The organism is Silvibacterium sp. (genome assembly GCF_047605705.1).
In the GTDB taxonomy this organism is placed as follows: domain Bacteria; phylum Acidobacteriota; class Terriglobia; order Terriglobales; family Acidobacteriaceae; genus Silvibacterium.
This window is the reverse complement of the sequence record NZ_JASGFD010000040.1, coordinates 26650-50279: the sequence shown is the minus strand read 5'-3', so window position 1 is coordinate 50279 and position 23630 is coordinate 26650. Positions and strand designations below refer to the sequence as shown.

At 63.6% G+C, this 23630-nt stretch carries 16 protein-coding genes; 7 read left to right on the top strand and 9 right to left on the bottom strand.

Going from position 1 to position 23630, the window contains the following annotated elements; translation table 11 throughout:
- Both QM649_RS14470 and QM649_RS14465 read right to left on the bottom strand, forming a co-directional pair.
- A partial coding sequence (locus tag QM649_RS14470) for a LytR/AlgR family response regulator transcription factor (protein ID WP_415199761.1) occupies window positions 1–417 on the bottom strand: 417 nt, incomplete at its 3' end.
- Window positions 414–1607: a sensor histidine kinase gene (locus QM649_RS14465; RefSeq protein WP_415199760.1), complete on the bottom strand. Its 1194-nt coding sequence runs from the start codon at window positions 1605–1607 to the stop codon at window positions 414–416. The genes QM649_RS14470 and QM649_RS14465, both read right to left, overlap by 4 nt.
- 559 nt (window positions 1608–2166) lie before the next feature.
- Between QM649_RS14465 and QM649_RS14460 the strand changes: the two genes are divergently transcribed.
- From QM649_RS14460 to QM649_RS14450, 3 genes are all read left to right on the top strand, one after another.
- Window positions 2167–3381 (top strand): efflux RND transporter periplasmic adaptor subunit, encoded by a 1215-nt coding sequence (locus tag QM649_RS14460; protein WP_415199759.1) that lies wholly within the window; start codon window positions 2167–2169, stop codon window positions 3379–3381.
- Window positions 3382–3424: 43 nt separating this feature from the next.
- On the top strand, window positions 3425–6535 hold the full coding sequence (locus QM649_RS14455; protein WP_415199758.1) for an efflux RND transporter permease subunit: 3111 nt from the start codon (window positions 3425–3427) through the stop codon (window positions 6533–6535).
- A 243-nt stretch (window positions 6536–6778) separates the two neighbouring features.
- Window positions 6779–8230 (top strand): sulfatase-like hydrolase/transferase, encoded by a 1452-nt coding sequence (locus tag QM649_RS14450; RefSeq protein WP_415199757.1) that lies wholly within the window; start codon window positions 6779–6781, stop codon window positions 8228–8230.
- A 200-nt stretch (window positions 8231–8430) separates the two neighbouring features.
- Here the strand turns inward: QM649_RS14450 and pabB are convergent, their stop codons facing one another.
- Complete coding sequence (gene pabB, locus QM649_RS14445; protein ID WP_415199756.1) at window positions 8431–10149, bottom strand: aminodeoxychorismate synthase component I; 1719 nt, start codon at window positions 10147–10149, stop codon at window positions 8431–8433.
- Between the two features lie 179 nt (window positions 10150–10328).
- Complete coding sequence (locus QM649_RS14440; RefSeq protein WP_415199755.1) at window positions 10329–13736, bottom strand: carboxypeptidase regulatory-like domain-containing protein; 3408 nt, start codon at window positions 13734–13736, stop codon at window positions 10329–10331.
- Window positions 13737–14061: 325 nt separating this feature from the next.
- Between QM649_RS14440 and QM649_RS14435 the strand changes: the two genes are divergently transcribed.
- From QM649_RS14435 to QM649_RS14425, 3 genes are all read left to right on the top strand, one after another.
- The gene (locus tag QM649_RS14435) at window positions 14062–14937 is read left to right on the top strand and encodes a LysR family transcriptional regulator (RefSeq protein WP_415199762.1); all 876 of its coding nucleotides are present in this window, start codon (window positions 14062–14064) and stop codon (window positions 14935–14937) included.
- Window positions 14938–15118: 181 nt separating this feature from the next.
- A complete protein-coding gene (locus QM649_RS14430; RefSeq protein WP_415199754.1) occupies window positions 15119–15841 on the top strand; it encodes an SDR family NAD(P)-dependent oxidoreductase in 723 nt (240 codons plus the stop codon).
- Window positions 15835–16326, top strand: coding sequence for a RidA family protein (locus QM649_RS14425; protein ID WP_415199753.1), 492 nt, complete (start codon window positions 15835–15837; stop codon window positions 16324–16326). The genes QM649_RS14430 and QM649_RS14425 overlap by 7 nt, the downstream gene beginning before the upstream one ends.
- Before the next feature lie 38 nt (window positions 16327–16364).
- On the opposite strand, the gene QM649_RS14420 is transcribed toward QM649_RS14425, so the two are convergent.
- Window positions 16365–17885, bottom strand: coding sequence for a diguanylate cyclase (locus tag QM649_RS14420; RefSeq protein WP_415199752.1), 1521 nt, complete (start codon window positions 17883–17885; stop codon window positions 16365–16367).
- Between the two features lie 277 nt (window positions 17886–18162).
- On the opposite strand from QM649_RS14420, the gene QM649_RS14415 reads away from it, so the two are divergent.
- Window positions 18163–18942, top strand: a complete 780-nt coding sequence (locus tag QM649_RS14415; RefSeq protein ID WP_415199751.1) for a FadR/GntR family transcriptional regulator — start codon at window positions 18163–18165, stop codon at window positions 18940–18942.
- A 223-nt stretch (window positions 18943–19165) separates the two neighbouring features.
- On the opposite strand, the gene QM649_RS14410 is transcribed toward QM649_RS14415, so the two are convergent.
- The 4 genes from QM649_RS14410 to QM649_RS14395 all read right to left on the bottom strand — a co-directional run bounded on the left by QM649_RS14410 (window position 19166) and on the right by QM649_RS14395 (window position 23585).
- A complete protein-coding gene (locus QM649_RS14410; protein WP_415199750.1) occupies window positions 19166–20986 on the bottom strand; it encodes a tannase/feruloyl esterase family alpha/beta hydrolase in 1821 nt (606 codons plus the stop codon).
- Window positions 20987–21073: 87 nt separating this feature from the next.
- Window positions 21074–21382 (bottom strand): DUF3861 domain-containing protein, encoded by a 309-nt coding sequence (locus tag QM649_RS14405; protein WP_415199749.1) that lies wholly within the window; start codon window positions 21380–21382, stop codon window positions 21074–21076.
- A gap of 393 nt (window positions 21383–21775) precedes the next feature.
- Complete coding sequence (locus QM649_RS14400) at window positions 21776–22525, bottom strand: SDR family NAD(P)-dependent oxidoreductase (RefSeq protein WP_415199748.1); 750 nt, start codon at window positions 22523–22525, stop codon at window positions 21776–21778.
- A 184-nt stretch (window positions 22526–22709) separates the two neighbouring features.
- A complete protein-coding gene (locus tag QM649_RS14395; RefSeq protein WP_415199747.1) occupies window positions 22710–23585 on the bottom strand; it encodes a LysR family transcriptional regulator in 876 nt (291 codons plus the stop codon).
- Between the last annotated feature and the right edge of the window lie 45 nt (window positions 23586–23630).

The following is a 23630-nucleotide window of genomic DNA, read 5'->3' as shown; positions in this document are numbered from 1 at the left end:
CACCGCGCGCAGCTGCTCCTGCGTGGCCAGCGCGCGATGCGCGGCGATGCGCTCGCGCACATGCGCCAGCGTGGCGCCCAGCCGCTCGGCCTCTACCGGCTTCGTCAGGTAGTCGAGCGCCTGCACCTCGAAAGCCCGCAGCGCGAACTGCGGATGCGCCGTGACGAAGACCGTCACCGGCGTGCGTGCCGTATCCATCTGTTCGGCCATGCGTTCGAGCACCTCGAAGCCGCCGCGCCCCGGCATCTCGATATCGAGAAACAGCACATCCACCGGGCCGCCCTGCAAGGCCGCCGCCACCTCGCGGCCATTGCGGCACTCCCCGGCAATCTCCACCTCTTCATGCGCCGCCAGCAGGAAGCGAAGGCGCTCGCGCGCCAGCGGTTCGTCGTCGGCGATCAGTGCGCGCAGCTTCATGCGGTGGCACGCTCGCAGGGAATCGTAATCGCAACCTCAAAGCCGCCCGTGGCCAGTGTTTGCGCGGTCATCGCGTGGCCCTCCGGATAGAAGTGTGCCAGCCGCGCCCGCGTGTTTCGCAGGCCGATGCCGTGCCCTCCGCTGCTCTGCAGTGCTCCCTTGGCCTCGCGGTTCGATCCGGAGTCGCGCACGCACAGGTGCAGCATGCCGCCCTCACGCCGCGCCGAGGCCTCGATGCGGCCTTCGTCCTCGCAGTGCGCAATGCAATGCCGGATCGAGTTCTCGACAATCGGCTGCAACAGGAAGCAGGGAATCAGGCAATCGAGCGCGCTCGGGTCCACCGTGATCTCCAGGCGAAGGCGGTCGGCGAAGCGCACCTGCTCGATCGAGAGATAACTGTCCACCAGCGCCAGCTCCTGCGCCAGCGTCACCTTCTCCGGCGACTCGCGCTGCAGCGTGCTCTTCAGGATCGCATTCAGATGCGTCAACATCTCCGCCGCAGGTTTCGACCGCTCCAGCTCCACTAGCGTCGTGATCGCATTCAGCGTGTTGAAGAGGAAGTGCGGTTCGAGCTGCATCTGCAGCGCCTGCAGGTGCGCCGCGGAGAGCTGCCGCTCCAGCTCCAGCGCGCGGATTGCCTCCTGTTGCGCACGCAACTGGTACTGCAGGATGCCGGTCATTGCGAAGACGAAGGCATAGAGCAGGATCTCGATGCCGAAGCGGTTGATGTTCATCAGGTAGTGCCACATGAACCGCCCACCCGCGCCGTGCGCGTAGTTAGGCCAGAACAGCCCCAGGCTCCACAGCGCCAGCAGATGTACACCGGCCAGCACTGAGCCTATGCCCATGTGCGCCGCGATCACCGGCCTGCGAAAGCTGGTCACGATCGGCGCCCGCTGGCTCAGCTTCCACATGGCGCTCGCAATCCCCGCCCACCACAGCCACAGCACCCCGCCATACAGCACGGACGGCCAGTAGGTAATCCCGTGGCACTCGCCCGCCGTGGCCAGCGCCAGCGCCGTCGCTACGCCGTAGAGCAGCACGTGGCCGCCCCATCGCACGCGCTTCTCCTGCCGGCCGGTGGGCAGCAGGGCGGGGGAGGAGGTGAGATACGGAAATGCGGCAGCGGGGATGGCGTCCATGCGAATCTGCTCCATCTGCGATTCGAGCCGGGAAATGGCGCCCGGCACCGTCGCTATGAGTATCCTCCTGTTTGCACACACCGGGCATCCCTTTGCAGTGAATCCGTTGATTCATGCAGGGAATCCGTTGCGGACTCACTGTTTCTCTTCGCAAGAAAGCAGGAGCGGGTGCCCCATGTCTCTGAGACGTGGGAAGCTTTCACTCGTTACGTGCAGCAGCATCGGGTGGCCCATACAAGCCCGAAGTTGGCTTGTGTGGGGAAGCATAGCCCTTCGTCATAGCGCTTTTTCGCAACGGAACGAACATGGGTGCCCCGTCCAAGCTCTGCTTGGGCGGGAGGTACGACCCCCACTGTGCTCTCTGTGTCCTCTGTGCTGGAAAGAGGTTCGTATCTCCCCCACTCAAGCCAAGTGAAGGCTTGCATGGGCCGCCGTCGCAAGCCTGCGAATCCGGCATGGTCGCGACCAAAGGGAGCGAAGGTCGAAGGCGGCGCGCCGGGACGGACAGTCCCGCCCCGCGCAGCAGTTCGCTGCAAATCCGGCGTCCTCGGCTGCATTCCGATGGAGCCGCCGCCCGCCGCCGCGGATGCTGAAGGTGAGGTGCCACGTGAGCCACCGCATCCGAACCCTGCCGCTAATCGTTGCCGCATCGCTCTGCCTGCTGACCATCTCCGGCTGCACCCGCGTCTCCGCCAAGACGGACGACGCCTCCACCACGGCCGATGTCCCGGTGCGCGCCACCCGCGCGGTCGTCGAGGACGTGCCGCTCGAGATCGCTGCCGTTGGCCATGTCGAGGCCATTCACTCCGTGGATGTGAAGTCGCGCGTCGCCGGTCCCATCGCCCGCGTCGCCTTTACTGAAGGACAGAGCGTAAGCCAGGGACAGCTGCTCTTCACCATCGATCGCGATGTTCTCGATCGGGAAGCCGCCGAGCAGCAGGCGCTCATCGAACGCGATGCCGCGCTCGACGAGCAGGCGAAGGCCATCCTCGCGCGCGATGCCGCATCGGAAAAGCAGAGCCAGTCGGAGGCCGACGTTGCCCTCAAGCTCGGCGATCTCGGCGTCATCTCCGGGCAGCGCGTGAGCCAGTTCACCACCGCGCGGGATACCGCGGGCGCATCCTTCGCATCGGATCAGGCCTCGCTCGCTGCCGCCGAAGGCACACTGCGTGCGGATCGCGCACGCCTCGCCGAGCTGGCCCTGCAGCAGAAGCTCACCAGCATCGTCGCGCCCATCTCCGGCCGCGCCGGCGCCGTGCAGCTCAAGGCCGGCAACCTTGTGCGCGACAACGACACCACGCTCGTCACCCTGCTGCAGATGGCGCCCATCTACGTCACCTTTGGGCTGCCGGAGCAGTCGCTTGCGCAGGTGCGGCAGCTCAATGCGCAGGCTCCGCTTGCCGTGCAGGCCGGGCCCGCGGGCGACGCGCCGCAACAGGGCCGCATCGCCTTCATCGACAACACAGTGGATATGACCACCGGCGCCATCCGCATGAAGGCGGTCTTTCCCAACGCCGACAGCGCGCTCTGGCCTGGTGAGTTCGTGCAGGTGCGCGTGCGCCTGCGGACCGATGCGGCGCGCGTCGTCATCCCCGATGCCTGCGTGCAGAACGGGCAGGACGGCAGCTATGCATGGGTCATTCATGAAAACCGCGCCACCATGACGCCGGTCACCGTGCAGCGCGTGTATGCGCCGCAGAATGCGCCGGGCCTCGCCGTCATCGCATCGGGCATCCGCGCCGGAGACCTCGTTGTCACCGAGGGCCAGTTGCGCATCACCGCAGGCGCCCGCGTCTCGCTGCTCGATGCGCCGCGATCCTGAGTCGGTTCCAACTTCCCCGCGCGAAGAGAGGAAACACAAGAGCATGCGCTTCACCGGATTCTTCATTCATCGCGCCACCACCACCGCGCTCATTGTTGCGGCCATCGCCGGCTTCGGCCTGCTCTCGTACTTCTTTCTTCCGGTCAGCAATCTGCCCGAGGTCGAATACCCGAGCATCTCAGTCTCCGCGGTGCTGCCCGGCGCGAACCCTGACGTGATGGCCTCCACCGTCGCCACGCCGCTCGAAAGCACCTTTGCGATGATTCCCGGCATCGCCAGCATGACCTCTTCCAGTACCACAGGGCAGACGAACATCCACCTGCAGTTCGAGCTCAGCCGCAACATCGACGCCGCCGCGCAGGACGTGCAGGCGGCCATCGCCCGCGCCAGCGGTGACCTGCCGCAGAACATGCCCGCGCCGCCCGCCTACTCCAAGGTCAACCAGAACGACGAGCCCATTCTCTGGCTCGAGACCAACTCGAAGACACTCTCGCTCGACGACTTCGCGCAGTATGCAAACGACGTGCTCGCCCGCCGCCTCTCCATGATCAACGGCGTCTCGCAGGTGCCGGTCTGGGGACCGGAGCGCGCCGCCATCCGCGTGCAGGCCGATCCCGCGCGCCTCGCGGCCTATGGCGTCGACCTCGAGCAGGTGCGCACCGCCATCAGCGCCAACAGCGCGAACCTTCCTTCAGGCACGCTCTATGGCGACGCGCGCGACTACTCACTCCAGGCCAACAGCCAGCTCAATAACGCGCAGCAGTTCGCGAACCTTGTCGTCGCCTGGCGCAATGGCGTGCCGCTGCGCCTCAGTCAGGTGGCCGACGTCATCAACAGCTCCAACAATGACCGCAGCCGCTTCTGGATCAACGGCCAGCGCACCGTCATTCTCGCCGTGCGCAAGCAGCCCGGTGCGAACACCATCGAAGTTGCGGACCGCGTGAAGGCGGCCGTCGAATCGCTGCGCGGCTCGCTGCCGCCCGGCGTCACCTTCGGCAAGGTAGCCGACGAGGCCGATGAGGTGCGCAACGCCATCGCCGAGGTGAACCGCACGCTGCTTATCACCATCGCGCTCGTCGTCATCGTGATCTTCGCCTTTCTCGGGACGGTCTCTTCCACGCTGGTCGCCGCCGCGACCATCCCTGTCTCCATCCTCGGCTCGTTCATCGCCATGCGCCTGCTTGGCTATTCGGTGAACATGTTCAGCATGATGGGCATCACCCTCTCGGTTGGCTTTATCGTCGACGACGCCATCGTCATGATCGAGAACATCGTGCGCCATCGCGAAATGGGCAAGAGCCGCGTGCAGGCCGCGCTCGACGGTGCGTCGGAGGTCGGCTTTACCATCGTTTCGATGACCGTCTCGCTGGTCGCCGTCTTCCTGCCTATCCTCTTCCTCAACGGCGTACTCGGCCGCCTGCTGCGCGAGTTCGCCGTTACCATCTCGGTGTCCATTCTGATCTCCGGCTTTACCGCGCTCACGCTCACGCCCATGCTCTGCAGCCGCTTCCTCGGCGCGCGCGGCCAGAGGCAGAACACGTTACAGCAGGGCATCGAACGAAGTTACGCGTGGCTTGAAGGAGCTTATCGCCGCTCGCTCGACGTCGTGATTCGTCACGCGCGCGTCACTATCGCGGCCAGCATCGCCATGAGCGTCCTCACCGTTGTGCTCTTCGTCTTCATCCCCAAGAGCTTCATGCCGCAGGTCGATGTGGGCGCATTCAGCGGCTACATCCTCGCATCGGAAGACAACTCCACCGCGCGCATGGTCGCCGACATGGAGCAGATCAACGGCATGATGGCGAAGCTTCCATGGGTGCAGAGCCATCTCTCCGGCACCGCCGCCCAGAACAACGGCTGGCTGCACATCAACCTCGTCGACGACCCGCACCGCGCCAACGTCCGCGCCATCATGGATCAGCTGCAGAAGCAGGTCGATCGCATCCCCGGCATTAAGGTCTACCTGCGCCAGGGTGAGTTCCTCAGCCTCGGCCAGAACGAGACGCGCTCGCAGTATTCCGCCGCGCTCGAAGGCCCGGACTCCGAGGAGCTCTATCGCTGGGCCCCGCGCCTCAAGGCCGCCCTCGACGGCATTCCGCAGCTCTCGAATGTCTCCAGCGATCTCGAGATGAGTGCGCCACGCGTCAACGTCGATATCCGCCGCGACCTCGCCACCTCGCTCGGCATCGATCCCGATCAGGTCGCAAACACGCTCTATGACGCCTACGGCAACCGCATCGCCAGCACCATCACCGTGGCCTCGCGCAAGTACGATGTGATCCTCGAGGTGGCGCGCAGCTATCAACGCGATCCCGCGCTGCTCGAAAGCCTCTACCTGCGCTCGAATACAACATCGGCCTCAGGCACCGGATCAGGCGCAGGCCAGCTGGTGCCGCTTGCCGCCGTTACCACGCACACGCAGACGGTCGCGCCCATCACCGTGCATCACGTGGGCCAGTTTCCCGCCGTCACCTTTGAATTCGATCTCAACCGCGGCGTCTCGCTCGACCAGGCCACCGCGCTCATCCGCGCCGCTGCTGTGCGTATCGGCATGCCGGCAACGCTGAGCTTCACCTTTCAGGGCACGGCCGCGCAGTTCCAGAGCTCACTCAAGGGCCTCGGTCTGCTGCTGCTCATCGCTGTGATGGTCATCTACCTGGTGCTCGGCATTCTCTACGAGAGCTTCATCCATCCCATCACCATCCTCTCGGGATTGCCGCCCGCGGCCATCGGCGCGCTGCTGGCGTTGCTCGCCTGCGGACAGGATCTCAATCTCTACTCGTTCCTCGGGATCATCCTGCTCATCGGCATCGTGAAGAAGAACGCCATCATGATCGTCGACTTCGCTCTCGACGCGCAGCGCCGCGATTCACTCGAGCCTGCGCAGGCCGTCTACCAGGGATGCCTGCAGCGCTTCCGCCCCATCATGATGACCACCATGGCCGCGCTGCTCGGCGCCGTGCCCATCGCGCTCGCCGGAGGCGTAGGCGGTGAGGCCCGCCGTCCGCTCGGCATCGCCGTCATCGGCGGACTGCTGCTCTCGCAACTGCTCACCCTCTACGTCACGCCGGTGATCTATCTCGCCTTCGCCCGCCTCGCGCAAAAGCCCGCAACCGCACCCCTGCAAGCGCTCCCCGCCGAGCCTGTTCTTTAGAAAAACTCTGTCATTCCGACCGAAGCGGCCAAAGGCCGCGCAGTGGAGGAACCTGCGGTTTGCCAGCGCAGCGAGAATTCGGGTGCCCCACCTCTCGATTTTGAGAGGTGGGAAGGCACGAACCTTAGAGGTGGCCCACACAAGCCCGTTGTTGGCTTGTGTGGGGAGGCACAACTCTGCACGAATTTCCGAATCGCGACGAGCCTCCTCCAAATGTTGGACAATGCTCCCATAGGAGATCGCATGACGATGCAGGATGAAGGCCGCCGCGCCTTCCTGAAGTCCACCATGGCCGCGGCAGTCGCGGCAGCCGTACCGTCTACCAGCGCGAAGGCGCAGAACTCTGCTGCAGCACCGGCACAAAAGCCCAACATCGTCGTCTATCACTCCGACCAGTTCCGCTGGGACTTTGTCGGTGCGAATGGCCTTAACGGCTCCACGCGCACGCCGAACATCGATGCGCTCGCCGCGCGCGGCAAAAACTTCACCCACACGGTTACAAATCAGCCGGTATGCGCGCCCTCGCGCTCGGTGCTGCTCACCAGCCGCTACGCTACCGAGACGGGCGTGTGGCACAACGGTCTAGGCCTCGATCAGACTCTGCCCACGCTCGCTACCGAGCTACGCAAGGCCGGCTACACCGCGAACTACATCGGCAAGTGGCATCTCGCGCCTGGCAACAAGCAGCCCGGCGGATCGCTCGGTCCTGTCACCGCCGAGCATCGCGGCGGCTTCCTCGATCTGTGGGAGGGCGCGAACTCCATCGAGAGCGTCACGCATCCGTACGAAGGCACCATCTGGGATCGCGACAATCAGCCCATCGAGTACAAGGACGAGTACCGCGTCGACTTCCTCACCGATCGCGCCGAACGCTTCCTGCGCCAGAAGCAGGAGAAGCCGTTCTTCCTTTTCATTTCGCAGCTCGAGCCGCACCAGCAGAACGACCAGGGTCAGCCCATCGCCCCGAAGGGCGCAGCCCAGCGCTTTCTCAATTGCACCGCGCCTGAAGATCTCCGCGCCTTCCCCGGCACATGGCAGGCGCAGCTGCCCGATTACTACGGCTGCATCGAGTCCATCGATAACTCGCTCGGACGCCTGCGCAAGGTGCTCGAAGAAGAGCATCTCTCCGACAACACCATCTTCGTCTTCCTCAGCGATCACGGCTGCCACTTCATGACGCGCAACCAGGAGTACAAGCGCAGCACACACAACAGCTCGCTGCGCGTGCCGCTCATCATCGACGGCCCCGGCTTCCACGGCACGCAGCAGATCCCCGAGCTCGTCGGCCTCATCGACGTCGCGCCCACGCTGCTCGAAGCCGCTGGCGTACCCGTGCCATCGACGTGGAAGGGCCACAGCCTGGTGCCGCTGCTCAGCGATCCCGAGGCACGCCAGAGCTGGCCCAACCAGCAATACATCCAGATCAGCGAATCGATGACCGGCCGCGCCATCCGCACGAAAGACTGGACCTATTGCGTCGCTGACTTATCGGGCGACACCACGCAGCCCGCGGCGTCGAGCTATCACGAGTACCAGATGTACGATCAGCGCGCCGATCCGCACGAGCTCGTGAACCTTGCAGGACGCAAGGAGTACCGCGCCAAGGCCGACGAGCTGCGTGACCAGCTCAAGAAGCTGAGCGTAGCCGCCGGAGAGCCCGAACCCGAAATCGTCGACGCGAAGCTGTATCCGTAATTGGAGAACGGTGGAGGATACATCTCACACCGTCTGTCATCCCGACCGAAACGAAGTGGAGGGACCCGCGTTTTCAGTACGGCGAGGATGCGGGTGCCCCACGTCTCGATTTTGAGACGTGGGAAGGCACAAACTTCGCAGTGAAGGAGAAATCATCCTGGGTGCCCCGTCCAGGCTCCGCCTGAGAGGGAGGGAAAGCTCTACGTATCCTCTGTGAATCGCATGCGCCTGAGCCCGCGCACGGAATTGCACAGATACACCGCCTCCGCCCGCAGCAGATCCTCGCGCCGCAGCACGCCTTCCACCACGCGGCCTTCTTCCTGCAGTTTTCGCCGATACACACCCGGCAGCACACCGCACGCAAGCGGCGGCGTGATCCAGCGCCCATCCATCACCGCAATCACGTTGTGGATCGCGCCCTCCGTGATCTCACCACGTTCGTTCTCGAAGAGCGCATCCGCGCACCCCGCGGCCATCGCAGCCTTCAGTGCATCGTCATAAAGTGCGCGCCGCGTCGTCTTGTGCCGCAGGAAGCGATCCTGCGAATGCGTTCGCTCCGGCCAGAACATCCCATGCACGGGACCAGCATCGGGCGCAGGCATAGCCGTTGCGCTCCACGTCGCAGAACCCTTGCTATCGAGCAGCAGACGCACCCGCCGCCGCTCTCCGTTCGCCTCGCGCCGAGCCTCTTCGAGCGCAGCCCGCGCTCGCGCCTCATCGAACGGCATCCGGAAGTACTCCGCCGACTCGGCCATTCGCTCCATGTGTTCGCGGAGCAGCGTATACGAGCCGTCCTCCAGTAACAGCGTCTCGATCAGCGAAAAATCCTGCTCCGCCTCGCGTGTCAGGAAAGCCAGCTTTGTCTGACATTCGGCGTACTCCATATCTGCAATCGAGTCGGTGACAATTCCCGATCCCACGCCCATCCGCGCCTCGCCATTGCGCACGCTCACGGTCCGGATCGCCACGTTGAACTCCGCCTCGCCATTCGGCGCGATATACCCGATCGCGCCCGTATACACGCCGCGCGGTTTGCCTTCGATCTCGCGCAGCCGCCGCATCGTCTGCACCTTCGGCGCGCCCACGATCGAGCCAGAAGGAAACAACGACGCGAAGATCTCCGCATAGCCCACGCCCTCGCGCAGCCTGCCCTCGATCGTGGACGTCATCTGCAGCACCGTCGGATACCGCTCAACCTCGAAGAGCTTTGTCACATGCACGGAGCCAATGCGGCACACGCGCCCGAGATCGTTGCGCAGCAGGTCCACGATCATCACGTTTTCTGCGCGGTTCTTTTCGTCCGCCGCCAGCCACGCCGCCTGCGCGCGCATCTCCGTCATGTCGAGGCCGGGACTGGCCGTGCCTTTCATCGGCTTCGTCACAATGCGCTCTCCCTCGCGCCGGAAGAAAAGCTCCGGCGAGAAGGACAGAATCTCCCACCCTTCATGCGGCCTGAGCCGGGCGGCATACTCTACCGGCTGCGCCCGCAGCAGCCGCGCGTAGGCGGCATCCGCAGGCTCATCCATTCGCCAGCATGCCTCCATCGTGAGATTCGCCTGGTACGTCTCTCCTGCTGCGATCAGCGTCTGCACCGCATCCACGCGCCGCGCATACTCCTCGGCATCGAGCGACAACGCCACATCTGTTCTAGGGAGCCCCACGTCTCGCCCTTGAGACGTGGGATGCGATGCAGCATCAACCTCCACACCCGCATAGCATCCCAGCCACAGCAGAGGCTCACCCTCTGGCGGCATCCACGGCGGATCCGCCAGCCTCGGCTCGAGCGCCATGCCTGCTTCATAGCCGACGAATCCGGCCACGTGCAGACCTTCGGCCAGCGCAGCATCGACTGCGGCCAGCGCCGCACGCACCTCCTCCGGCCGCCACGCTTCGATTACGCGCACCGGCGTGCGAAACACCAGCCTTCGTCCTGCCATTCCTCGCGTGGAAGCCCGCTCCAGCACGACCGTCCCCACATCCAAACCACACCGCCTGTCAGTACAAGGCTAAGGCACAGGACGCGCGCGGTCATCTGCAGCGTAAAAGATGAGGAGCCTGCAGGTGTGCAGGCTCCTTGCTTTTGCAGCTCAGGGAAGGATCAGAAGTAGAGCTTGCCCGCCAGCTGTACTTCGCGCGGATCGTGCGTCGAGGTGATCTGCCCAAAGGTGCTGTCCGAGATATTCGAGTCGAAGCCCGAAGGGTTGTTGTGGTTGAAGGCGTTGAAAAACTCGCCGCGGATCTGCAGGTTGTAGCGCTCGGCGAACTTCACATTCTTCATCGCGCCGATGTCCCAGTTCTGCTGGCCCGGTCCCATCACCGCGCCCACATGCGAGTTGCCGAACTGACCGGAGGCCGCGGTGAACCCGGTGGTGTCGAGCCATTCATTCTGCCCGGCCGCCAGGTTCAGCTTCTTGGTCAGGCGAACCGGCGCAACCTGCTCGGCGAGGATCTGCACCGATCCATCGCCCGAAGTGCCCATGCCCAGGCCGCCGGGATACGTGTTCGCCGCGGAGCCCGCCACGCATGCGCCCGTCGTGTCGTCCGTGGTGCAGGCAAAGGGATCGTTCGACTGCGTGATGGACGTGGACATGCCCGAACGCACCGTCGTGATGCCCGAGACCTCCCAGCCGCCAAGCACGTGGCCGAGCAGGCCATGCTGCGACTGGAAGAAGGGCAGATCGTAGACGTAGTTCACGACGAAGGTCTGCGGCTGGTTATACGTCGTCGGGCCATAGCTTCCGCGGATGTCATACGTGTTGTTCGCCGCCGTGTCGCGATCGGAGACCGAGTTGGCCAGCGTCTTCGACCACGTATAGGCAGCGGCGATCGTCAGCCCGTTGGCTACGCGGTGATTGATGGAGAGCTGCAGCGAGTTGTAGTTGCTGGTGAAGCCGGTGAGGCGGTTCTTGATGTACGAATAGCCCTGGAAAGGCCGCACATCGTTCACGTTTACATCCGGATCGGCTTCGCGCGCGGAGAGTGTCGGCTGGTTGCGGTCGATCTCACCGAGCAGGTGACGGCCCTCCGATCCAACGTAGGCAATCTCGAAGTTGGTGGAGCGGTCGATGGTCTGCTGTACCGAGAGGTTGAAGCTGCTGTAGGAGGGCACCTTGAGCGTGGGCGTGCCCGTTACCTCAATCGCCTGCGGTCCGAGCGGCACCGTCTCCGCCGTGCCCAGCGGGTTATCGAAGGAGGTGTTCTGAATGTTCGCCGCCTGGATTAGCGGTGGATTCGTGAACGCGTTCTGCTCCCACATGCCGTTCAGCGTGCGGTCATAGAAGAGCCCGTAGCCGCCGCGCACCACCGTGCGTCCGGCGCTATCCACCGTGTAGGCAAAGCCGAAGCGCGGCGCGAAGTTCAGGTTCGAGTTCGGATTCACCACCGAGCCGTACGGTGAGCAGCCGGTAAGCGGCGCAATGGCCTGCGCCTGCTGGCACGCCGTGCCGGTGGGGAAGAAGAGACCGTTGGTGTAAGTGGACGGCACCACCGATTGTCCTGCGACGAAATCGCCAAAGGCATCGAGCGTTGGAGCCTTGGCCGCATCGAAGAGCGCGGGTGAAAAGTTGCTGAGCGTGTTCGCGTAATCGGTTGGGCTGGGGAAGTAGCTGTAGCGAAGGCCAAGGTTCAGCGTCAGCCGCGGCGTCACCTTCCAGTCGTCCTGCGCGTAGGCTTCGATATTCTCGTAGCGCAGGTCGGGGATGATATCGCGGTTGCTCTGCTGGTACTGTGCCGCATTGCCCAGCAGGAAGTCGCCGAAGCTGTTGAAGGTGAAGGAAGCATCGCCGCTCGACGCATTCTCCGACTTCAGCATCCACTGGATCGTGGCGCCGGCGCGCAGCGTGTGATTGTGCAGCGTCCAGGTGAAGTTATCGAAGATATTCCGGTCGAGGTTGGTCTCGTGATACGGAGATGAACCTTCCGAGACGCCGGTGTAACCCGTGATATTGATGCTAGGCAGGCGGTTGTAAGGATCGGTATACGCAAAGTTATTCGTGAGTTGGCTGATGATGCTCTCATCCACCGCAGGCCCGGAAAGCGAAGACAAAATGTTGCCTTCCGAGTAAGCGAACTCGAACTCGTTCACCATCGTGGGAGAAATCACGTAGCTCAGGTTGCCTACCGCGTTGGTGCCCGGAACGTTGAGCGCGACATTGGTTACGCCGGGGAAGTTATTGCCCGCCCACAGGCCCGTCGGCAGGTTCGATGGGATCGTGTCCTTCATGTAGCGTGCGTAAAACTTCAGCTTCGAGGTGATGTCGTAATCGAAGCGGACGATATCCTGGCGGAAGTTATCGAGAGCCGAGTAGCTCGAGATATAGTTGCCGCCGCTCGCGTCGGTCGAAGCGCTGTTGGCTGTGAATTTGCTGAGGATATTGTTGATATATACGTTGGCATTCGTGCTGAAGCACGAAGGGCTGATCTGCGTGGTGTCCGCGGTCGCGTTATAAGTCGTACAGCCCGCGGGAGCCTTGCTGACCGTGCCTGCCACGAGGCCGCCGAGCATCTCCGAAGACGCAGCCGGAACGTCGATCGTCGTCGGCGACGAGACCTTGCGCCACTCTTCTGACCAGAAGAAGTATGTCTTGTCCTTGTGCGTGTTGTAGAGCTTCGGAATGTAGAGTGGTCCGCCCAGCGTAAAGCCGAAGTCGTTATAGCGTTCCACCGCGCGTGGCTGGTCTGCGGCATTGCCAAGATACGTGTTGGCATTGAAGAAATCGTTGCGGGCGAACTCGTACATGTCGCCGTGGAATTCGTTCGTGCCCGCCTTGGTCGCGACCATCACCTGCGCGCCGGCGCTGCGGCCGAACGAGGCGTCATACTGGCTGCGCTCGAGCGTGAACTCCTGGATCGCATCCACGCTGGGAATATTCAGCAGCGTGCCGTTCGATCCGCTGTCGTTGATGTCCGCGCCGTCCACCGTCCAGTTGTTGCTGCCGCCGCGCACACCGTTCACGGAGAGATCGGTGGTGCTGTTCAGGCCGTAGCCGGGCTCGTCGCCCAGGCTGCTCACCACGCCGGGCTGCAGCGCCACCAGCTGCTGAAAGTTGCGATTGTTCAGCTCCAGCTCGCGTACCTGTGTGCCGGTAATCGTCGTCGACTGCGCCGCTGTCTCGGTCTGCAGCGCGATGGGATTCTCTTCCACCGTCACCGTCTCGGTCGCCGCGCCCGGCTCGAGCCTCGCGCTCACATTCAGCTTCTGCGCCACGTTGAGCGTCACGTCCTTCGCCGTGTAGGCCTTGAAGCCCGGCGCGGTCACTGTGACGAGATAGATCGAAGGAGGAAGATTCGTCGCGGTGTAGTTGCCGCTGCCGTCTGTCTTCACCGTGCGTTCGTCGGTGTTGGTATCCACGCGATGGATGACCACCTGCGCGCCGCCGACCACGGCTCCGGAGGAATCGGATACGGTGCCGCTGATGGTCGCCTGTACTTCCTGGGAAAATCCTGGTGCTGCAAACAGGACACTGGCCACGAGAATCGAACAAAGACTGCAGAACTTTTTAAGCATGAAAGCCTCAATGTCGAGCGAGTCGATGGATCTGTGTTGGGGGAATGTCGGACCGGATCGCACAGCGATCGTGGATCGGGGGCGAAGGCAAACGACGCCTCCGGGATCGACGCGTGGGTGAGGGTGTGTATGGGGTCTGTGGGTTTTTGTGTGAATATTCGCAAAAAATAATTCCGCCCATCATAGGTGCGGAGGGCAGCCTTTACAAGCTCTTCTGCCGATCTGGAATCTCAGTAAAAACCAACGCTTGTTGCTTGCATAAGCAGGCTTTATGCGAATCCGCCGGACGCACAGAGTATCCTGAAAATGAAATTGGGTGAGTTCGATGGATATCGACGATCTGAGGATCGTTACCGCGGTCGCAAAGCACGGCAGCATGAATCGCGCGGCCGCGCAGCTGAACATGGTCCAGTCCAGTGTCACGGCGCGCATTCGTCTTCTAGAAGAGGAGCTAGGCGTCCCGCTCTTCGTTCGGCACAGCCGCGGCGTACGGCTCAGTGATGCGGGCGAGCGTCTGCTCTCTTTCTCTGACCGCATTCACACGTTGTTCGACGAAGCCGTCGCAGCTGTAAAGGAAGACGGTGTGCCGAAGGGCGCACTGCGGATCGGCTCCACTGAGCCCACGGTGTCGTTGCGCTTGCCTCCGGTCCTCGCCGAGTATGCGCGAAAGTATCCCGCCGTCGCGCTGACGATCACCTTGGGAAACACCTCGGAGCTGATCGAGCAGGTCATCGATCAAACGCTGGATGGCGCGTTCGTCGCAGGCCCGGTGCAACGGCCCGGGCTGATCGAAGAGCCGGTGTACCGCGAGGACGTGGTTCTCGTGAGCCAGGCATCCACGCGCAGCATCGACGTCCTCAGAAACTCAGGCGACGTCAGGGCACTTGTCCTCGATCAGGGCTGCTCCTATCGCGATTTGCTCACCGAAATACTCGAGACATACGGCATTAAAAATCAGGTGTTGCCCTTAGCCTCCTTCGACGCGATCCGCAGTTGCGTGGAGTCAGGTGTGGGTGTAACGTTGCTGCCAAAAGAACTCCTTGCGGGAGCGTGGAAGAGTGCATCCGTGGCGATCCATGAGCTTGCGGGGCGGACGGGCCAGGTGGAGACAGTCTTTATCCGCAGAGCCGAGAGCACGCACTTCAGTGCCCTCAACGCGTTCGCAGTGCTGAGCCGCGCCTCCTCGAATTTCACCAGGTAAGGCGGAGCTATCGACGTTCCCGATAGCAGCTCTCGAAAAATGTCGTGACGCGCCTCCGGCTCCTTCGGACATCTACTGTCCAGCACGAACGCTGCATGGGATTCGGTGGATCGGAAGAACTCCAAACCACCCATGAATCGCAGCCCTGTTCGCGCTCTCGAAGAACTCACAGGAGTGGATCATGGCACACAAAGGAACCGTAATCGTAACTGGCGGATCGCAGGGCATCGGAGCTGCTGTCGTCAATGCTTTTCTCAAGCGCAACTATGCTGTCGTCGCGACGGCCCGCAAGGTAAGTCAGGCTTCCTTCGCGCCGTCTGAGAATCTCGTCCTGGTGGACGGAGATATCGGCAAGGCCGCGACCGCGAAGGCCGTGACCGAGGCAGCCATCACACGCTTCGGCTCCATCGATCACGTGGTGGCCAACGCCGGCATCTTCATCGCCAAGCCCTACGTGGACTTCACCGAGGAAGACTTCCACAGCCTCGTCTCCACCAACCTGGAAGGCTTTCTTCATGTCACCCAGCTCGCGGTGAAGCAGATGCTCGCCCAGGGCAAGGGAGGCAGCGTGACCAGCATCACCACCTCGCTCGTCGCCCATCCCATCTCCTCGGTGCCGGCCTCCGTGTCGATGATCACCAAGGGCGGACTCACTGCGGCCATCGTCAACCTCGCCAGCGAGTACGCGAAGGAGCACATCCGCTTCAACGCCGTGGCCCCCGGCATCGTGGACACGCCCCTGCACGAGAACAACCCCAAGGACTTCCTCAAGACGCTGTCGCCGATGGGCACCATCTCCTCCGCGGAAGAGATCGCCGAGGCGGTCGTCTTCCTGACCGAAGCCCGCAACATCACCGGTGAAGTCCTGCATGTCGATGGAGGCGCACACGTCGGAAAATGGTAATCCCAGAGCAGACGGGCATCGTCCCCGCAGAAAAACGAATTGCCGAACTCGGCATCCATCTGCCTCCAGCGCCGCAGCCGCTGGGGGCATACGTGGAGGCCGTCGAGAGCGGACGCTTGCTCTTCCTCACCGGAATGATGCCTGTCCTCGCCGGCAAGCCGCAGTATGTGGGCGTGCTGGGTAAAGGCCTCAGCGTTGACGATGGGCGTGACTCCGCGCGGATCGCGGTGTTGAATGCGCTTGCCGTGGCCCGGCAGCATCTGGGCTCGCTCGATCGCATTACGCGCGTGCTCAAGACCGAGGTTTACCTCGTCGCCACGGAGGACTTCGTTGCCCAGCTGCCGAAGATCGCCGATGGAGCGTCCGAGCTGCTGCGCGATGTCTTCGGTGCGCGAGGACTCTCCGTGCGGAAGGTCATCGGCGCCACCGTTCTGCCGCTCAACGTCCCGGTCCTGGTGGAGCTGCTCTACGAAATCAAACCGTGACGGACTCGGAGCCGCGAAGGAGAGACGCACGCAGCATCTCAGTGCGCCTCCACCTCGCCATACAGCAGATGCTCCACGCGGTCGCGGCCGCGCGCCTTCGCCAGATAGAGCGCGCGGTCCGCGGTTTCGATCAGCAGCTCGAAGGATTCCTCCATCGCGGCCACGCAGGTGGTGATGCCGATACTCACCGAGAGGCAGTCGCCGATCTGCGTTCCGTGCTCCAGATGCAGCTCCCGCACCGCCGTCTGCATGCGTGCCGCCACCGCCTCCGCGCCATGGCGATCGGTGTCCGCCAGGATTGCGGCAAACTCCTCGCCGCCATAGCGTGCCAGCAGGTCGCCCTCGCGCAGCATCGCGCATTGCAGCGCGGCGGCCACGCGCATCAGGCACTGGTCCCCGGCCTGGTGGCCCTGCCGGTCGTTGAGGGCCTTGAAGAAGTCGATGTCGATGAGTAACAGTGACAGTGGCGAATGCGATCGCCGCGCGCGGTTCCACTCCTCGTACAGCTTGCTGTCGAAACGCCTGCGGTTCGCTACGCCCGTGAGCGCATCGGTCAGCGCAATCTCCTCCAGGCGGTCATGCGCCTCACGCAGCGCCCGTTCCGAGCGCAGCAGCCTGCTCTGCAGCACCGTGGAGCGGATGACAAACACCGTCAGCGCCACGATCAGCGAGAGCGCGCCCCAGTAGAAATGCCCACGGATGACGAAGACCCCGAGCGTCGCCAGAGCGAACGTATACAGGACCGGGACAATGCCATCGACCAGCCGCGAGAGCGCCCGCGCCTCGATGGTGAAGTCACCCTCCTGCTCCGCCAGTGGAGCGCTGAGCACGCCGATCGCCAGCGCCACCAGTGGGAAGGCCACCAGCAGGTCATAAAGCCCGGTCTGCTCCTGCATCGCCAGCGTCGCGTGGTTGTACCATGCGGCGCAGATCGCATAGCACCAGAGGAACGCGGTCATCAGGCCATAGAAACGCCGCCGCTCGCCCGGCACCCGCTCGGCCAGCAGCCGGATCGTCGCCGCTGCGGCCAGCAGCAGGTTCTCCACGTTATAGGTCTGCACCAGCAGCGTCGCGGAGATCGGCCCATCCGCCCCCTGCATGAATGGCAGCGCGGAGAACAGCGCCACGTACACCGTGCATCCGGTAATCGCCGCCTGCAGGCCATCCATCCAGGCGAAGAGTCTCTCTTCGCGGCCGCTGGCCGGCAAGGAAAGCGCGAGCATCACCGGCACGCCGTAAAGGAAAAAGATGAGATCGGAGAGGCCTGCGAACTCCTGGGCTGCATGTCGGGTCAGGTCTTCCCATGCCGCCACCGAGAGCCCCGCCGCCCACAGCAGAATGCCGGCGCTCACCAGCGCCCAGCCCAGCCGCGTCGCCGAGCGGGTCTTCGCCGTGCGCCAGGCACACGCCGCCGCCGCCCCGTAGGCTGCCGCCAGCTGGAACGGGTAGGAGTAGGCCATGTTGTAGGGTTTTATCCAGACAAGGCAAAGCGCGAACAGCAGAAGGAATCCGCCACCGAGAATGGTGGCAATACGCCCTAGCCCGCGCTTCGGCTTCAACGCACTCTCCAGGCCCGCCTGGTCAGGTCCGCCGAACCCTCCGCGCACGTCGATCGAATCGGTGTAGATCGACCAGTGCCACGAGCATAGCAGTCCTGCCGGGCGTGTGTATCAAATCTGATATCACCCGCGGTGTCCAGTCTTTTCTGTCCTGCAATTGCTTCTGTTCCACGGTGCGGCGATAATCGCTTTTTGCTGCGCGGCTTATGGCCGGCCGGCGATACGGCACACGTACCTATGACCACGCTCCAGCCCATCTTCCGGACTATGCACGCCTATGCCTCTTCCTGCGCCTAAAACCGTGTCCGCCACCACGCCCGTAACCAGGCGCCGCCGCTCGGGCCGGGGAAGCGCGGAGCAAGATCGCGCCCGCCAGGTCGTCAATCACATCCGCGCCCTCATCGAGGACGGAACCCTCAAGCCCGGAGATCAGCTTCCGCCCGAGCGCGACTTCGCGCGCAAGCTGCGCATCTCCCGCGCCAGCCTCCGCGCCGGCATCGGCTACCTCGCCGCGCTCGGCGTCATGAAGATCCGCCACGGCGTCGGCACCTTCGTGGCCGATGGGCCACCGGAGTTCGGCCAGGGACAACTCTCGCTCATCGGCGCTCTCCACGGCTTCCAGACCTGGCAGCTCTTCGAGGCGCGCAGCCCGCTCGAAAGTGGGCTCGCTGCCCTCGCCGCCGAGCGTGGCAACGAGGGGCATCTCGCCGCCCTCGCCGAGCAGGTCGCCGAGATGTTCGCCGCCGTCGAGAAGCCCTCCGAATACCTCATCCACGACGTGCTCTTTCATCGCGTCATCGCCCAGGCCGCGGGTAACCCCATCCTCGCCGCCATCATGGAGTCGGTGAGTTCGTCCATGTATGACACGCGTCGCCACACCGTCGAGCACTCCGTCGATCTCCACGAATCCGCCGGGATGCACCGCGAGATCTATCTCGCCATCCGCGACCGCAGGCCCGAAGAGGCGCGCAACCTGATGAGCCGGCACCTCGAACGCGCCCGCGCAAGCCAGGACACCGAGCAGGCAAAAAATCGTAACCGCAAAAGCGACAAATAGAAACCCCGGCCGGAGAACGCACACCGGGTGCCCCACGTCTCGCCTCTGAGACGTGGGCGAGCGCAGCTGATCGGCCCCAGGTGGCCCATACAAGCCCGCAGTTGGCTTGTGTGGGGAGCGCACAAACTCCGCACACCGGCCACAAAAAAGCGGACCTCCCAAAAAGAGGTCCGCCAAACAAAGGAGGAAATTCCATCGGAGCAGGACATCCCGCCCCGCAGCCCTACTCGCGATTCTTCGAGCAGCTCAGCTTCGATCCATCGCCCGAGCACCACACCTCGTAGTCGGGCGCGTAGAACTTCGACCCCAACCACTCCAGCCGCTCGGAGGGAACCGGCTTTGCCGGTCCGGGCTCGAAGCTCGAAGCTTCGTCGATGCTGCCCGTCCCCTTGTAGCGGGCCGTCAGCGGATACGGATAGACCGGCCGCGTCCGGTCGACAACCGCCTTCGTTGCGGGCTCACCCATAGCTCCCGGCGGAGGCCCACCTGCACCCGGTCCCATGGCGCCTGCCGGAGGACCGCCATGCGGCATCCCCGCGGGAACGCCTGCAACGGGCCCGCGCATGCCGCCCTTCTCATGCGAAGCAATCAGCGCGAACGGAGCCTTGCCGCCTTCCACCCACGCCATGATCGCGTCCATCAGGTCGAAGCGGAACGGCCCCTCGCCGCCGCCGCAATGGTAGCCGCCGGGAAAGAGATACAGCCGCGCAAACTGCTTCACCGCGTCCTCGCCCATCGTCTGCTGCATCGCCGTGTAATACGCAACCGTGTTCAGCGGAGAAATATGCGGATCGGCATAGCCATGCCACAGGATCAGCTTGCCGCCCTTCGTCGCAAAGGGCTTCAGGTCCGGATCGGTCGCGTCATACAGCGCATGTAGCTGCGTCGTTGCTTCGAAGTTCTCCTTCGTGAACGCAAGATCCTTCAGCGTGTAACTGCTCGCATCGGGATTCGTCTCATACGCCAGATACTTCAGCACGCCCAGCGCGATCATCGGGCTCATCGTGTGGCTCGATCCCGGCGAGGGAATATACACGCCGCCCCACGCCAGCTCCGAACCCGGAAGAGGTCCGCTGATCACCAGCTTGTCGCCACCAGCATCGTGCGCACCTGCATAGATCTCCTTGGCAACCTCAACCTGTGCATGTGTTAAGCATTGCGGAGTGTCCTTGCTCTGCGTCTCGCCGGCCCTGCACTCCGTCACCGCGGGGTCGAAATGGCAGGCCGCCGGCTCGCTGATGAGCCCATCCTTCAGCCCGTCCGCCGCATCGCACGCTGCGAGCGCCGCCTTGTGCAGCACCGGCAGCTCCGTCGTTGTCAGGATCGGCTGCCCGTTCGCATCCGTGTTCGTCACCGCGTTCCACCCGTGGTAGAAGGTGTTCTGCGTGGTGAAGTTCATCGCCGGTGCGCCCGCTGCGATGCCGTCAAAATCCTCAGGGAAGCGCTGCGCCTCAATCAGAGCCTCGCGTCCGCCATCCGAGCAGCCTGAGAAGTATGAGTACTTCGGCGCCTGCCCGTAGAACTTCGCAATCAGCGCCTTGGCCGCCAGCGCCGTCACGTGCAGGCTGCGATAGGCAAAGTCCACGCGCAGCTGCGCATCCTTGCCGAACTCGCCATCCATGCCGCCCTCGTGGCCCATGTCCGTCGATGCCAGCACGAACTCGCCGTGCGTCGCCGGAAAGCAGTCCTGCGCATTCGGCACATCGATGCGAACGTTGCCACACAGCCCGCCGCAGCCCGTCTGCACATAGCGCTGCGTCCATGTTTTCAGCGGTAGCCGGACTTCAAACTTGTTCGCGGGCTCCACGTAGCCGGTCACCTCGCAATACGGAGCAGGCTTGCCGTCAGCAACCTCCTTCGCAGAGGTGATGTGCGTCTTCGCGCCGACAGACCCGTTGAGATCCGCATTCGCAAGCGCGCCGCACGCAACGACCGGAGCCACCACTGGCAGCGCTGCCAATCCTTCTGCATGGGCTGTCTCGCTCACCGCTGGAGTCGCCGCGCGCGCAGCCGCCCCCGAAAACAGCAGACACAGTGCGTACATCGCTGCAGAAATCTTTCTCATGATCGAACCCTTTCTATGTATCCGCAGAAACAGTACACGCATAGACGACACCCGCGCACTCCGCGACTACTTCGCCGCCTCAGCTTCCTGCGCGGCCTTTTCCTGAGCAATAATCTGCTCCTTCATCGTCTTCATGAATTCGAGAAACGCCGGCTTCATCGTCTGCAGCAGCGCGTTGTCCTTGTGCTTCAGGATCGGCTCCCCAAACAGCTTCAGTCCCACGCCGAAGGACTTCGTTTCCTCCTCGCTGAGCCCAAGCCTCCCGGCCATACGCCCCAGCACAACAAAGAGATCGTCATGATTCTCCGTCTCGAATACCGCCGTGCTGCCCTCGAGCGCACCCAACCCCTCCAAAGTGATCCGATACTGATACATATTCCTCTCCCTCTTCTTTCCGATTCCTCTACGCTGTCATTCCGACCGAAGCGGCCGCAGGCCGCGCAGTGGAGGAACCTGCGTTTCTCTTCAACAAGCGAAAATCCGGGTGCCCCACGTCTCGATTCTGAGACGTGGGAAAGCAAACGGCGGAGGACAAACAACCGATCCACAACAGAAGACACGCAGAACCCCAGCTCAGATCGCGACCAACGGGAGCGGAGGCCGAAGGCAAATCGCCCTCCGCGAAGCAGCCGGGTGCCCCACGTCTCGATTCTGAGACGTGGGAAAGCACGAACCCAAGTCTTACAATCTGTCTAAGCCCTAAGCCCTAAGCCCTAAGCCCTAAGCCCTAAGCCCTGAGCCCTGAGCCCTAAGCCCTAAAGGGCCAGTTCACCCCCGAAGCGTAACGCCACCATCCACCGCAATCTGTTGTCCGGTGATGAAGTCGTGCTTCATCAGGAACAGATACACTTGCGCCACCTCGCCGATCGTCGCCGTGCGGCCCAGCGGAATCGCACCTTCGAAATATCTCTTCGTCGCCTCCACCTGCTCGGCCGGCGTGTCGCGCCAGAACGGCGTCACCGTCCACGTCGGAGCCACCACGTTCACGCGCGTCTTCGGAGCAAGCTCGCTCGCCAGCCCCTCGGCCAGCGTCTTGATGCCGTCATTGCCCAGGATCGCGCCCGACGCCGTGTGCGGTCGTCCACCGGTACCCGCCGTGAATACCACGCTTGAGCCCGCGCGCAGATGCGGAATCGCCGCCTGCGCCACCCGCAGGGTATCGAAGACCTTGTGTTCCACCGTCGCCTGGATCTGCGCAAGCGAGCTCGTGGCAAAGCCGCCGCCCATCGCGCCGCCCACAGTGGATACAAGATGATCCACCTGGCCCGCTTCGGCGAAGAAGGACTTCAGGCTCGCCTCGCTGGTCGCATCCACAACCGAACCGCGCACCTCGCCCGTTGCCTCCGGATGGGCCGCGGCCTGCAATCCAAGCTGTGCCAGCGCCTCATCCAGCCGCTCCGCGTTCCGTCCGCCAATCACCACGGACGCGCCTTCCGCCAGTGCCAGTTCTGCGACTCGCAGTCCAAATCCGGACGTGCCGCCCACCACAACCACCTGCTTCCCGTGTAACTCTGCCATCGCACTCTCCCGGCAATCTCTCTGCCTGACCTACGGATGGCGCACCGCGCCTCGCGATGCATCCTCATCCGAAAATAGCGATGACAAAATGGAATCACCTCGATAGGCATTGCTTCTCTCGACAAGCGAAAATCCGGGTGCCCCACGTCTCGATTCTGAGACGTGGGAACGCAGGATGCCGAGCCTAAACGCCAAACCCAGCCTGCAAAGCCACCAGCACCGGAGCCCGCTCGCCGCGCCGCCACACGACGCGCGTCTCTACGGGCAACACCGGCCGCTGCAATCGCCGGAATTTCGCACCTTTCAACCGCATCGCCCTGGCCGATTCCGGCACAAGCGCGATGCCGAGCCCTGCAGCCGCGAGACACACCGCCGTCTGCACCCGCTCCACAGCCTGAAAGCGCGTCGGCGCTCCGCCGTGCCGTGCGAAGTTCGCCAGGATCACCTCGCGAATGCCGGGGCTTTCCTCCGGCTCCGGCAGAAACAGCATCTCGTCATGGAAGTCCTTGAGAGAGACAGTCGCGGCGCGCCCCAGCCTGTGGCGCGTCGAATGCACCAGCGCGAACCGTTCCCGCGCCACGACGGCGCTTGCGAATTCCGCAGGCGCTGTCCCCACCTGCACCAGCCCCACATCGATCGTCCGCTCACGCAGCGCCGCAAACTGCGCACGCGAGGACATCTCGCGATACTGCAACATCGCCTCCGGAGCTGCCCTGCGGCAGCGCTCCACCAGCGATGGCAGTGCCTCGAAGGCGGCCTGCGCCACAAAGCCGATCGTGACCGGATGCTGCAGCCCCTCCTGCACCTGCCGCGCTTCCAATACCGCTGCCGATGCGGCCCGCAGCAACTCGCGTGCCCGCTCCAGCAGCGCCGCGCCCGCCGGTGTCAGTCGCACCCGCGCATGTTCGCGCGTAAACAGCATCAGCTCGGTCTCGTCTTCCAGCTGCCGGATCTGCTTGCTCAGCGCGGGCTGCGAAAGATGCACCTTGCGCGCCGCCGCCCGAAAGTTCAGCGTCTCCGCCGCCGCCACAAAACTCCGCAGATTGCGCTCGTCCATCATCCCGGCATCATACTCCTGCCTTAAGAAGGTGATAACTGAATGGAA